At 61.5% G+C, this 12,336-nt stretch carries 12 protein-coding genes and 1 pseudogene; 1 reads left to right on the top strand and 12 read right to left on the bottom strand.

Annotated features, from left to right (window positions below; genetic code table 11):
• Positions 1–9: 9 nt before the first annotated feature.
• From CUR85_RS04720 to lepA, 8 genes are all read right to left on the bottom strand, one after another.
• Positions 10–798, bottom strand: coding sequence for an IclR family transcriptional regulator (locus CUR85_RS04720; protein WP_067267052.1), 789 nt, complete (start codon positions 796–798; stop codon positions 10–12).
• Positions 795–2,135: a TRAP transporter large permease gene (locus CUR85_RS04725; protein ID WP_067267050.1), complete on the bottom strand. Its 1,341-nt coding sequence runs from the start codon at positions 2,133–2,135 to the stop codon at positions 795–797. The genes CUR85_RS04720 and CUR85_RS04725 overlap by 4 nt, the downstream gene beginning before the upstream one ends.
• Entirely contained in the window at positions 2,135–2,668 is a 534-nt protein-coding gene (locus CUR85_RS04730) for a TRAP transporter small permease (protein WP_067267049.1), read from the bottom strand. Before CUR85_RS04730 ends, CUR85_RS04725 begins: the two co-directional genes overlap by 1 nt.
• A 26-nt stretch (positions 2,669–2,694) precedes the next feature.
• A complete protein-coding gene (locus CUR85_RS04735) occupies positions 2,695–3,750 on the bottom strand; it encodes a C4-dicarboxylate TRAP transporter substrate-binding protein (RefSeq protein ID WP_067267047.1) in 1,056 nt (351 codons plus the stop codon).
• Positions 3,751–4,017: 267 nt separating this feature from the next.
• The gene (locus tag CUR85_RS04740; protein ID WP_067267045.1) at positions 4,018–4,788 is read right to left on the bottom strand and encodes an MBL fold metallo-hydrolase; all 771 of its coding nucleotides are present in this window, start codon (positions 4,786–4,788) and stop codon (positions 4,018–4,020) included.
• Between the two features lie 80 nt (positions 4,789–4,868).
• Positions 4,869–5,699 (bottom strand): 3-oxoadipate:acetyl-CoA acetyltransferase, encoded by an 831-nt coding sequence (locus CUR85_RS04745; RefSeq protein WP_136720465.1) that lies wholly within the window; start codon positions 5,697–5,699, stop codon positions 4,869–4,871.
• Between the two features lie 207 nt (positions 5,700–5,906).
• Positions 5,907–6,929: a hypothetical protein gene (locus tag CUR85_RS04750; RefSeq protein ID WP_280321973.1), complete on the bottom strand. Its 1,023-nt coding sequence runs from the start codon at positions 6,927–6,929 to the stop codon at positions 5,907–5,909.
• 202 nt (positions 6,930–7,131) lie between these two features.
• Complete coding sequence (gene lepA, locus CUR85_RS04755; protein ID WP_067266602.1) at positions 7,132–8,934, bottom strand: translation elongation factor 4; 1,803 nt, start codon at positions 8,932–8,934, stop codon at positions 7,132–7,134.
• A 235-nt stretch (positions 8,935–9,169) separates the two neighbouring features.
• Here lepA and CUR85_RS04760 point away from each other — a divergent pair, with 235 nt between their 5' ends.
• The gene (locus tag CUR85_RS04760) at positions 9,170–9,511 is read left to right on the top strand and encodes a hypothetical protein (RefSeq protein WP_082852108.1); all 342 of its coding nucleotides are present in this window, start codon (positions 9,170–9,172) and stop codon (positions 9,509–9,511) included.
• Between the two features lie 4 nt (positions 9,512–9,515).
• Here CUR85_RS04760 and CUR85_RS04765 read toward each other — a convergent pair whose 3' ends face one another.
• The 4 genes and pseudogenes from CUR85_RS04765 to CUR85_RS04780 form a co-directional block, all read right to left on the bottom strand.
• Complete coding sequence (locus tag CUR85_RS04765) at positions 9,516–9,977, bottom strand: arsenate-mycothiol transferase ArsC (protein WP_067266605.1); 462 nt, start codon at positions 9,975–9,977, stop codon at positions 9,516–9,518.
• Entirely contained in the window at positions 9,978–10,481 is a 504-nt protein-coding gene (locus tag CUR85_RS04770) for a UPF0262 family protein (protein WP_269451601.1), read from the bottom strand.
• 148 nt (positions 10,482–10,629) lie between these two features.
• A pseudogene (hisD, locus tag CUR85_RS04775) lies at positions 10,630–11,930 on the bottom strand (histidinol dehydrogenase).
• Positions 11,931–11,980: 50 nt separating this feature from the next.
• Positions 11,981–12,310, bottom strand: coding sequence for a hypothetical protein (locus CUR85_RS04780; RefSeq protein ID WP_136720467.1), 330 nt, complete (start codon positions 12,308–12,310; stop codon positions 11,981–11,983).
• Between the last annotated feature and the right edge of the window lie 26 nt (positions 12,311–12,336).

Below are 12,336 nucleotides of genomic sequence, written 5' to 3' on the forward strand. Positions count from 1 at the left end.
TCCTTGTCTTTATCCGCGCCGTGACAGGGCGGGCGCCCGTCCGGTGCGTTGTTCGATGCCGCTGACCACGTCGCGCAGGGCTGGCCCCACTTGTGACAGAATGCGGTCGTCGGGCAAGTCCGCCGGCAGCGCGCCGCAGCTAAAGGACACCGGCTCTCCGAACTCACCGGCGTAATAGGGCACGCTGACCGCGTTTACATTGCGGGCATAGCGGGTGTCAGGCGGGGCCAGCACGAAGCCCTGCGCCAGCAGTTGCTCATAGCCCTCACGACGGAAATCGCGCAGCCGGTCGTCGGGTTCCAGCGCTTCGAAACGGTCTTCGTCGAGGCTGGCCAGCGTGGCCAGACCCGAGGAGGAGCCATAGACCGGAATGCGGTGCCCCGGCTCCAGCCAGATCGTCGAGGCCGTGCGCGGCCGCCAAGTGCGTACCAGCATCATCCGGTCGCCATCGCGCACGGCGATCAACGCCAGCGTGCGGGTCTCATCCGCCAGTTCCTGCATCGCATCCGACGCCATATCCACGAAGCTCACCGCGACAGAGGCGACGGAGCCGAGCGCTATCGCCGCGGGCCCAAGCCGAAACTTGTCGTTGCGCCCGCCATGGGCCAGATACCCCAACTCGCAAAGCGTATAGGTCAGCCGCGACACGGTGGGTTTCGGCAGCCCCGTCCGCTCGGCAATCTGGGCATGGCTCAGCCCACTGTCGCTGGCGCGAAAGGCCCGCAGAATGCCAAGCCCCCGCGCCAGAGTATTGGCGAACTTGCGGTCCGTGCCGGTATCGGATGCCGCCTGATTCATCGCGCCGCCATCGGGATCAGGAGCGAGATCATCGGGAAGGACATGATCAGGATCAGCACGATCACGTCGACGCTGAGAAAGCGTGTGATGCCAGCGAAGATCTTATCGATCGGCGCTTCGCGCCCCACCACGTTGGCGATGACGAAGACGTTGAGGCCGACGGGCGGGGTGATCAACCCGATCTCCAGCAGCTTGATGACCACAACGCCGAACCAGATGAGGTTTAGGTCATAGCTTTCGACCAGCGGGATCATCAGTGGCAGGGTCAGCACCATGATGCCGATGGGATCAAGGAACATGCCCAAAAGCAGGTAGATCAGCGCGATGCAGAGCATCAGCACCACCAGCGACATCTGCGCGTCAGAGACGAAGCCGACGATGGTGCCCGCGACGCCAGTCAGCGCGACGAAGGCCACGAAGATCTTGGCCGAGGCGGCGATGAGGAAAATGGCGGAGGTCTGCACGCAGGTTTCCTTGACCGCGGCCCAGAGGCCCGCCCAGTCGAGCTTTTTCTGCGCAAAACCGATCAGCGTGGCCGAGACGACGCAGACGGCTGCGGCCTCGGTCGCGGTGAAGATGCCGCCGTAGATGCCGCCGATGATGAGCACGAAGAGCAGCAGCGCGGGCCAGCTTTCGAGCGCTGCGGTCCAACGCTCCCCGGCGCTGTAGCGCTGGTCGGTCGAGGGGGCGACCGATGGATCGCGCCAGACCCAGACGGCGATGACCAGCACGAAGCCCATCAGCGTCAGCAGCCCCGGCAGAACACCGGCGAGAAAGAGCGAGGAGATCGAGGTCTCGGTGAAGATGCCGTAGATGATGAACAGCACCGAAGGCGGAATGAGCGAGCCCAGCGTGCCACCCGCCGCGACCGAGGCCGTGGCGAGGCGCGGGTCATAGCCCATGCGCAGCATCTCGGGCGTGCAGATCTTGCCCATGGTCGAGGCGCAGGCGATGGACGAGCCGGTGATCGCGGAAAACCCACCGCAGCCCATGACGGAGGCCATGGCCACCCCACCCGGCAGTTTGGTCAGCCAGACTTTGGCCGCGTGGTAGATTTTCGTCGTGATATCCGCGCGGTAAGCGATATGTCCAAGCGCCACGAAGAGCGGGATCATCGACAGATCGTAGGAATGGATAAGGTCGAAGGAGTTCGAGAACACCATCGAGGTGGTCGCCTTGATCGCGCGTTCGGGCATGAAAGTCCCAGTGCGGAAGGCGAAGATAAAGAAGGTGGCGACGGTCGCGACCGAGGCCAGCGTGAAGGCGATCGGCACCCGCAGGGCCAGCATGATTAGCACCGCGGCAAAGGCGATCATTCCGATGGTCGAGGCATCCATTAGCGCAGGTCCTCTTCAACCATCAGATCAGCCGCGTGATGTTGCTCATCCGAGACGACGCCGCCTGCAAGAACGGTGCGCCCGTCGCGCCATGTCAGCTCGGCCAGCCGCAAGAAAGTCGCGATCATCCCGATCAGGAACAACAACCGCCCCGGCCACTTGGGCAGGTTCAGGTCGCCATAGAAAAAGCTCCCCTTCTCCACCACGGAGAGGAATTCGCGCCCGCCGGAATAGATCAGCGGCGCCAGAGCCAACATGCCGATGGCAGAGCCTGCCACGATCAGCACCGAACGCGCGCGTTCGGGGAAACGGTCGGTCACGAAGGCGACCGAGACATGCGCACGGGCCGCGGTGGCGGCGGCGAGGGGCAGCAGGATGGCGGCAACCATGAGCTCTCGCACCATGGTCACGCTATCGGGCACCTGACTGGCAAAGAGCGCGCGGGCGATCACGTTGGAGGTGATCAACACCCCCAGGGCGATCACCGCCAAGGCCCCCAGTCCCAACAGGATTTTCTCCAGATTTACCAACATATGCTGCCCCTCCCCAGTGTCAGCGATCAGTTACCAGCGGCGTCCCATGGGTAGCCGTTGGCGTCACGCTCTTCGGTGTATTTGGCGATCAGCGCCTTATACTCTTCCAGCAGTTCCTCACCGGGCAGACCGGCGGAGCTTGCCGTTTGCACCCATTCGTCAAGGAACTTCTCACCGGCTTTGACCAGTTTCGCGCGGTCCCCTTCGGGCAGGGTGATGACCTCGACGCCCTGCTCTTTCATGGAGGCGATGGCCTTTTCGTTGGCGGTGGTGATCAGACGACCGAATTCGTCGGCCATGTCCGCGCCAACCTCGGCCAGCGTCTCCTGCTGCTCTTCCGTCAGGCTGTCGTGCATGTCCTTGTTCATAAAGATGCCAAGACCGCCGACCTGACCCCAATCGAGGATCGTATAGCTGTCCATCACCTCGGCCTGCTTCAGCGCCGCGACGGCATAGCTGTAGCCCTGCGAGCAGTCGATCAGCCCGGTGTCGAGGCCTTGGTAGGCGTCGTAGATCGACATGTTGACCATATTCGCGCCCTCCTCGCCAAAGACCTTGCCATAGGCGCCCACGCCGCGGACCTTCTTGCCCGAAATGTCGTCGACGGATTTGATCGCGCCGCCCTTGCAGCCGATGTTCACCTGAGAGGTGGTCCAAGTGCCGATGTAGACGAGGTTCTTGTCGGCGAGGTCTTCCTGAATGGCTTCGTTGCTGCGCATCAGCTCATCGGTGGCGCGCATGCCAACCCAAGCGTCGGGGTTGTTCACCGGCAGGTCGGCGATGCCGTAGCCCGCCATCTCTTGCGGGTAGTAGACTGCAATGACCGAGCCGGTGTCGGCCACGCCATCGGCAAGCGATTGCACAGCGGCATTGGCTTTGAACAGCGCCCCGCCCCACTGGATGTCGAGGCGCATATCGCCGTCGGACCGTTCGGCGACCTGATCGGCGAACCACTGCAACGCCTGCGCGCGTGCACCGCGGTTCGGCCCGGCTTCCCCATGAATCAACACGGTCTTAGCGCTTACCGCGCCACCAGCCAGCGCCAGAGCTGCGGCGCAGCTCAGGTGTTTGAAAATTGTCATGTCGGCTCCTCCCAGAGACTTGTTTCGCAATGCGAACCGTTGTTTCGCATTTGTCGCAGGTCACGCTAGTCCGCGGACCGAAGGCGATCAAGCGAAACTTGGGCCATCGGCAGGGAGAGCGGTTAGGCTATTGAATTTGTTAAGGGAAAATTTCCCGAAGTTTGGTGCAGGCGTGGAACAGCCCCACCATATCCCGGAATCGGCTGCTCGGATCGAGCGGCCCGTAAAAAAGGCAGCCACGCCCGCACAGGACGTGGCCGCTGAATTTTAATACCAGTCGCCGAATTTGACCTCGACATCAGTGCCGACGCGTTTGGCGAACTCTTGCGGGTCTTGGGTGCCGCCGTCTTTGCCCCGGAAGTGATAGGGGTAGACGTAAGCTGGCTTGAACTCGGCCACCGCCGAGGCGGCGGCGTTGGAATCCATGGTGAAGGGCAGGTTCATGCAGACGAAAGCCAGCGAGATATCGGTCAGCCCGCGCATCTCGGGCGTGTCTTCGGTATCGCCCGAGATATAGATGCGGAAGCCATCGAAGCCGAGGATATAGCCGTTGTCGCGCCCCTCGGGGTGGAACTTCTTGCGCTCTTCGGTGGTGTTATAGGCCGGGATCGCGTTGATCGGCAGGCCGTTGAACTCGGTATTCTCGCCATTGGCGATCTTGCTGGCCTTGGCGGCAAGCGCTTCGGGGAGCATGTCGAACACGGCGGGGTTGGTGATGATCTGCACGTCATCGCCTGCCAGTGCGGCCAGCGTATCGGCATTGTAGTGATCGCCATGCTCATGGGTGATGAGGATCAGATCCGCCGCCGGGAAATCGCTGTATTGCGCGGGCTCGCCCACCGGATCGACATAGATCACGCCCTTTGGCGTCTCCAACACGATGGAGGCGTGATCGACCGGGTGCACGGTGATCGGGCCTGCGTCGGTGTCGAAGGTATCACCGCTCTGCGTGGCGGCGCGGGCGGCGAAGGGCAGCAAGGTCACGACGCCAGCGGCAGCGGCGGAGGTGGCAAGGAAATGGCGGCGGGTCTGGGTCATTTCAGGCTCCTGTTGGTTGCTGGAACGGGACATAGCGGCCCCGCCCCGCATTTCAACGCGGCACCCGTTTTGCGGCAAGCCTATGAGGGGCGCAGGCCGAGAATCTCACGCGCTTGTGCAGCCGTGGCAACGGGGCGCTCATATTTCGCGCAGAGATCCGCCGCGCGCTGGATCAGCGCCGCGTTCGAAGGTGCCAGCGTCTCGCGGTCCAGCCGCACGTTGTCCTCGAGCCCCGCCCGCGTATGGCCACCCGCCGCGATGGCCCATTCGTTCAGCACGATCTGGTTCGGCCCGATCCCGGCGGCACACCACTGCGCATCGGGCGCCAAGCGGTTGAGCGTGTGGATGTAGAAATCAAAGGTCTCACGGTCCACCGGCATGGCGTTTTTCACGCCCATGACGAATTGCACATAGAGCTGGCCGGGAATGCGCCCGTCACGGTTCATCTCGGCGGCCTTGTGGATGTGGCTGAGATCGAAGGCTTCGATCTCGGGCTTGATCTCATGGGCTTTCATCTCCGAGGCCAGCCAATCGACCAATTCCGGCGGGTTCTCGTAAACCCGCGTCGGGAAATTATTGGACCCGACCGAGAGCGAGGCCATGTCGGGCCGTAGCGAAAGCATCCCGCCCCGCTCCCGCCCCGCGCCCGAGCGCCCGCCGGTGGAGAACTGGATGATCATGCCGGGGCAGTGCTTTTGCACGCCTTCCATCAGCCGCGCGAACCTCTCGGGGTCCGAGGACGGGGTCTCGTCCTCGTTGCGCACATGGGCGTGGCAGATCGAGGCCCCGGCCTCGAAGGCCGCGTGGGTCGACTCGACCTGCTCGGAGATCGAGATCGGCACGGCGGGGTTGGCGGCTTTGGTGGGGACGGAGCCGGTGATGGCGACGCAGAGGATGCAGGGGGTGGTCATGGGTGGTGGTCCTGTAGTGTGATGCAGAAGGTCGCATATGGCGGGGGCGGTGTACACTAGTTGGGAGAGAGCGTTGGAGTTCACTAGCCGCCACCGCGCGAGAACAGAGGGGCTAAGACCTGCATCCCTTAGCAACCTTTCAACAGATGGAATGGCTATTGAATATCGTACGAACGACCTGAAATTACAGAAACGCAGTTGCGCTCACTATGGGCTAATTATTCTAACCAACCAAACTAGGACACTGACCCCAATGGTCGAGATAACGCCGGCCATCGATGCGTAGGCTATTTCTTTCGCGAATCCTCGGCCCTTATTTACTATCTTCAAGTGCCTATCGATTTGTCGCGAACCGGCAACATTCAAATTTAGCATCGGGAAATACCCACGTGGCCAAGCATTGTTAGCGACATGGACATATAGCTTGTGTGATACCCAATTCAGAAAATAGTACAAGAGAGCAAGAATAAGAACGTTTTGGAAGTACAAATGATAGCTAGGGTTTAATGTCCACCAGTATCCGTTACCGGTAATTGTGGCAACAATTGCTGCGCAGAGAATACCAATACGCAGCTGTTCAAAGCTATTCACTGTCAACAGGTTTGAGCCAAAATCTTTCCAGCGCCCCCAATTTGGCGCCCATTTCGGCCTTTCAGGCACGGGGTGTTCAGGTAAGGCTTCGAACCAGTCCTTTATGACCAATTCTAAATTTCGCGAAATTAGGTAGTCAACATACTCAATTCTCACTTCAGCACATGAACTTGACCACGGTTGGCCGGGCTCGTGACCAACCATCGCGTTAGAACCATCTTGGTTCAGTACAAAACCGTGTAGGTCGATATTAATTGAGTAAGCAGCGACGTCTGCAGACCGCTCAGTCGGGATAACGAAATTAAAGTATATCTCTAGACATGAGATCGGGGAAGTTGAGCTAAAGTCATGATTAACAAATTTATCGTAGGACGAAATATTCTCACGGGACACCGCACCGCTGTTGTCTCGTTTCTCCACAATAACGGAGCGAAAGCCCGCAGAAGTAGGCTGCAAATGTTCTATCCACTGACCCAACTTCAAACAAAGTTGAGAAATGTCATTCCTTTCGATCCGATAGGACTTGTTAAGGCGCGAAAAATGGTACTCTTTTGTGCCAGTCACCTCATCGAAAAGAGCTTTAAGAACTGTAGATGGAAGGCGCGGGAACTCAGCGGTTTCCCCTCCGTCGGTCGTCAACTGCGCCTGGCTTGCAATGTTCTTGTTCCCATGACCGGACAAAACTCACTCCTTAAACCTAAGACTTGGACTGTTTAGAAAAGTGAGTTCAATATTGCAATGCACACCCACGAGTTGCAATAGCCTGCAAAGCGATAGGGCAAGACGAGAGTCATGACTTCGCTACGGGATGAAAAACGCAAAGTCGCTCATCAAATTCATTTTAGCTGTCCATCTTCAGCGCGGAAATAAACGCCTCCTGCGGGATATCGACCTTCCCGAACTGGCGCATCTTCTTTTTACCGGCCTTCTGCTTCTCCAGCAGCTTCTTCTTCCGCGTGGCGTCGCCGCCGTAACACTTCGCCGTCACGTCCTTTCGCATCGCGGAAAGCGTCTCGCGCGCGATCACCTTGCCGCCGATGGCCGCCTGGATCGGGATCTTGAACATGTGGCGCGGGATCAGGTCTTTGAGCTTCTCCACCATCGCCCGGCCACGCATCTCGGCGCGGTCGCGGTGCACCATGGTTGAGAGCGCATCCACCGGCTCGTCGTTCACGAGGATCTGCATCTTCACCAGATTGTCCTGACGGTAGCCGATCATCTGATAATCAAAACTGGCATAGCCCTTGGTGACCGACTTCAGCCGGTCGTAGAAATCGAACACCACCTCATTGAGCGGCAGGTCATAGACCACCATGGCGCGGGAGCCGGCATAGGTCAGGTCTTCCTGAATGCCGCGGCGGTCCTGGCAGAGCTTCAGCACGTCGCCGAGGTAGTCGTCGGGCACGAGGATCGTCGCCTTGATCCGCGGCTCTTCCATGTGATCGACCAGCGTCATGTCGGGCATGTCGGCGGGGTTGTGCAGCTCCTGCATCTCCCCGTCCTTCATGTGGACGTGGTAGATCACCGAGGGCGCGGTGGTGATGAGGTCGATGTCATACTCGCGCTCGAGCCGGTCGCGGATCACCTCGAGGTGCAAAAGGCCAAGGAAGCCGCAGCGGAAGCCGAAGCCAAGCGCGGCGGAGGTCTCCATCTCGTAGGTGAAGGAGGCGTCGTTCAGGGCGAGCTTCTCGATCGCCTCGCGCATGTCCTCGAAATCATTGGCGTCGACCGGGAAGAGGCCGCAGAAAACCACCGGCACCGAGGGTTTGAAGCCCGGAAGTGCTGTTTCGCATTTGCGTTTCTCATGGGTGATCGTGTCACCGACGCGGGTGTCGCGGACCTGTTTGATCGAGGCGTTGAGATAGCCGATCTCGCCGGGGCCGAGGCTGTCGACGCCGACCATCTTGGGCCGGTAGACGCCCACGTCGTCCACGTCATAGGTGCCGCCGGTTTTCATCATGCGGATGCGGTCGCCCTTCTTCAGGGTGCCCTCCACGATGCGCACGATACAAATGACGCCGAGGTATTGGTCGTATTTACTGTCCACCAGCATCGCCTTGAGCGGCGCGTCGGGGTCGCCGCCCGTGGGCGCGGGCAGCTTGTTGACGATGGCCTCCAGCACGTCCGGGATGCCGACGCCGGTCTTGGCCGAGATCAGACACGCCTCAGAGGCGTCGATGCCGATCACATCCTCGATCTGCTCGCGCACGCGGTCGGGGTCGGAGGCGGGCAGGTCGACCTTGTTCAGCACCGGCACGATCTCATGATCCGCATCGATGGCGGTATAGACGTTGGCCAGCGTCTGCGCCTCGACCCCCTGTGTGGCGTCGACGACCAAGAGCGAGCCCTCGACCGCCTGCATGGAGCGTGCGACCTCATAGGCGAAGTCGACGTGTCCGGGCGTGTCGATCAGGTTCAGCACATAGGTCTTGCCGTCTTTCGCCGGGTATTCGATGCGGACGGTGTTGGCCTTGATGGTGATGCCCCGCTCCCGCTCGATATCCATGTTATCCAGAAGCTGGCTTTGCATGTCGCGTTCGGCGACCGTGCCGGTGAGTTGGATCAACCGGTCGGCCAGCGTGGATTTGCCGTGGTCGATATGCGCCACGATGGAGAAGTTGCGGATGTTTTCAAGCGGTGTCATGCAAGGGGATATGGCGCAGAGCCGCGCCTGCGTCAATTGGCCATGAACGCGCCCATGCCCCCTGCCCGCACGTCACGGCGCTTTATCGCGGGTCGAAGGGCGCAGCCCCCCAAAGGAGAATTGCGCGAAGCCCCCTTTTGCGGCATAATGAAGGGCAGAGCAGATCGGGCCGACAAGGGGAAAACCCCATGGTCCAGAACAATAGGGCAAATCAATGCGGACAGTTGCAAGTTTGATGGCGCTCGCCATCTTGGCGGGTTGTGGCGGCACACGTTATTCCAGCGATGCCGCCGTCGGACGTTTCTCCCCCACACCGGTTCTTTTCGCCACGGGGCCGATCCAAAAGGCCTGTCTGGCCGATGGGCGCCGCGGCTCCAGCCATGCGCGCTGCGGCTGTGTGCAGGCGGTGGCGGATCAGACGCTGTCGCGCTCGGACCAGCGCCAAGGTGCCAAGATTTTCCGCGACCCGCACCGTTTGCAGGAAATGCGCCAATCCGACAACAAAAGCGAGAACGCTTTCTGGAGCACATGGAAAGCCTTCGGCCAAAGCGCCGCGGCGGCCTGTTCCAACACCTGATTGCTCAGTCTTGGCTGAGCGGCTGGCCAAAACGGTCAATCAGCCGTCCGACGATCTGATCGCGGGCGGCGCGAAACTGCGTGAGTTTGGCCTCGCGCCCCTCGCCCAGCCCGGTGGGGTCAAGGATCGGCCAATATTCCACGTCGAGATGATAAAACCGCGTCAGTTCCAGCGCCCGGCGCTGGCTGGCAGGGCTAAGCGCGATCACAAGGTCGAATGACCCCAGATCGTCGCCCCATTCCTCCATCTCGTCGAAACTGCGGCTGCGGTGGCGGTCGAGTTCCACGTCCAGCTCTCTGCACACGGCGATGGAGAAGCCGTCAATCTCCATGTCGTTCTTGACGCCAACCGATTGGACATAGGTGCCGGTGCCGTAGAACTTCTTCATCAACCCCTCGGCCATGGGGGAGCGGACGGCGTTATGATCGCAGCAGAAGAGAACGGATTGAGGCAGCACCTGCGTCATTTATCCGCCGAAATGCAGAACGCAGATCAGGGTAAATAGCCGCCGGGCGGTGTCGGTGTCGATCTCGGCCTTGCCCGAGAGCCGCTCTTGCAGCACGCGGGAGCCTTCGTTGTGAATGCCGCGCCGGGCCATGTCGATCGTCTCGATTTGGCTGGGGGGCAGTTTCTTGACCGCTTCGAAATAGCTTTCGCAGATTTGGAAGTAATCCTTCACCACCTGCCTGAACGGGCCGAGGGAGAGGTGAAATTCCGCTGCCTTTTCAGCCGCTTCGGTCTGCACGTCAAAGACCAGACGTTTGTCGCGGATAGAGAGAGACAGATGGTAAGGCCCTTCGGGCACCGGCCCCTTTTCGCGTTCGGGCAGGATGAAACTGTTCTCTTCCAGCAGGTCGAACATGGCCACCTTACGCTCCTGATCAATCTCGGGCGTGGGCGGCGGCATGTTCGCGTCATCAAGCGCGATATGGGTGATGCGGGTCATCGGCGCATCCTTTTTGCTGGCGATACCCTTTCGTGGATAGCGCAGCGGTGGGAAGGGGGCAATGCGCGAGAGCACGCGCGCCCGCGATTGCGCCCCGTCAGCGCATTTGACGATACGTCAGAAGCATCAACAGGGCCGAAAGCACGCAGGCGGGGGCAGCGCTGCCCCTGCCCTAGTCGTTGAGTTTGCGCAGACGCGCGGTGACCGACAGGCCATGTGCCTCAAGGCTTTCGGACTGGGCCAGCCGCTCTGCCGCGGGGCCGATGGCCTTGAGCGCCTCGGGCGACATCTGCGCCAGCGTCGTCCGCTTCATGAAATCCAGCACCGACAGGCCAGAGGAGAAACGCGCCGAGCGCGCCGTGGGCAGAACGTGGTTCGGCCCGCCGACGTAATCGCCAATCGCCTCGGGCGTCCATTGGCCGAGGAAGATCGCCCCGGCATGGGTGATCTTGTCCGACAGCGCCTTCGGGTCCGCCACGCAAAGCTCAAGGTGCTCCGGCGCGATGCGGTTGCTGAGGGCGGCGGCGGCGTCGAGGTCCGGCACGGTGATGATCGCTCCATTGTCGCGCCAGCTTGCGCCCGCGATGGCGCGGCGTTCGAGGGTGAGCAGACGCTTCTCAACCGCCTCTTCCACCGCGCGGGCAAAGGCAGGGTCGGTGGTGATCAGAATGCTCTGCGCGCTCTCGTCATGTTCGGCTTGGCTGAGCAGATCGAGGGCAATAAAATCGGGATCGTTCTCTCCATCGGCGATGACGAGGATCTCGGATGGCCCCGCGATCATGTCGATGCCGACCTTGCCGAAAACGCGGCGTTTGGCGGCGGCGACGAAAGCGTTGCCCGGGCCGGTGATCTTGTCCACCGGGGGATCGTTTCGGTGCCATAGGCCAGTGCCGCCACGGCCTGCGCGCCGCCGATGCGGTAAATCTCATCCACCCCGGCGATGCGGGCGGCCAGCAGCACAAGCGGGTTCAGCACACCATCGGGCGTCGGTACGACCATCGCCAGACGCGCCACCCCCGCCACTTTGGCCGGGACCGCGTTCATCAACACCGAGGATGGGTAGCTCGCCAATCCGCCGGGCACATAGAGGCCCGCGGCGGAAACCGGCGTCCAGCGCCAGCCCAGCGTGGCGCCATCGGGGTCGGTCCATTCCGCATCCTCGGGCAATTGCCGGGCGTGATAGGCGCGGATGCGGTCGGCGGCGAGTTCCAGCGCCTTGCGGTCTTCGGGAGAGACTTCGGCCACGGCGGCGTCGACCTCTTCCGCGCTGATGCGCAGGGTCTCGGCAGTCAGGGTCACGCGGTCGAATCTCTGCGACAGGTCGATCACGGCGGCATCGCCACGGGCGCGCACATCGGCGATGATCTCGGCCACCACGGCATCGACATCGGGGCTGTCCTCGCGCTTGGCGTTCAGCAGTTTGTCAAAAGCCGCTTCGAAATCGGCGGCAGAGGCATCGAGCGTGACGGGCATGGGTTCAAGCTTTCGTAGAGGGGCCGCCGCGCAGGGCTGGCCCGAAAATGTTAAGACGCCTGCGGGCGGCGCAGGCTCGGCTCGGCCCGCAGGCCTGCGGTTTTAGAGGTGGCAGCGGGGGCGGCACGCTGCGCCAGTCGCATGGCGCGGGTGTCTTGCGCATTGTCGAAGATCGCACGCGCCACCTGCGCCACCAAAATGGCGGAGAGACCACCCGAGACCAACGCGAGCGGCACCACCAAGGTCGCGACCGAGAGCGACGCGATGAGTTGCGCCGCGCCCAAGACGCAGCCCAGGAGGATCAGTGCCCAACCGGACACTTCGGTCAGCAGCGCGGTGATCCGGCCCCGCGTAAATCTATTCTGTTTCAGTTCAGGCATCTTGCGATCCTTGCCCGCCATGCGGC

The sequence above is a fragment of the Sulfitobacter faviae genome (assembly GCF_029870955.1).
Lineage (GTDB): Bacteria > Pseudomonadota > Alphaproteobacteria > Rhodobacterales > Rhodobacteraceae > Sulfitobacter > Sulfitobacter faviae.

Coding starts and splice junctions, on each gene's coding strand:
- CUR85_RS04780 (WP_136720467.1), bottom strand. CDS start 12,310: ATGCCTGAACTGAAACAGAATAGATTTACGCGGGGCCGGATCACCGCG.
- CUR85_RS04745 (WP_136720465.1), bottom strand. CDS start 5,699: ATGACCACCCCCTGCATCCTCTGCGTCGCCATCACCGGCTCCGTCCCC.
- CUR85_RS04760 (WP_082852108.1), top strand. CDS start 9,170: ATGGCGCTCGCCATCTTGGCGGGTTGTGGCGGCACACGTTATTCCAGC.
- CUR85_RS04740 (WP_067267045.1), bottom strand. CDS start 4,788: ATGACCCAGACCCGCCGCCATTTCCTTGCCACCTCCGCCGCTGCCGCT.
- lepA (WP_067266602.1), bottom strand. CDS start 8,934: ATGACACCGCTTGAAAACATCCGCAACTTCTCCATCGTGGCGCATATC.
- CUR85_RS04765 (WP_067266605.1), bottom strand. CDS start 9,977: ATGACGCAGGTGCTGCCTCAATCCGTTCTCTTCTGCTGCGATCATAAC.
- CUR85_RS04725 (WP_067267050.1), bottom strand. CDS start 2,135: ATGGATGCCTCGACCATCGGAATGATCGCCTTTGCCGCGGTGCTAATC.
- CUR85_RS04720 (WP_067267052.1), bottom strand. CDS start 798: ATGAATCAGGCGGCATCCGATACCGGCACGGACCGCAAGTTCGCCAAT.
- CUR85_RS04735 (WP_067267047.1), bottom strand. CDS start 3,750: ATGACAATTTTCAAACACCTGAGCTGCGCCGCAGCTCTGGCGCTGGCT.
- CUR85_RS04730 (WP_067267049.1), bottom strand. CDS start 2,668: ATGTTGGTAAATCTGGAGAAAATCCTGTTGGGACTGGGGGCCTTGGCG.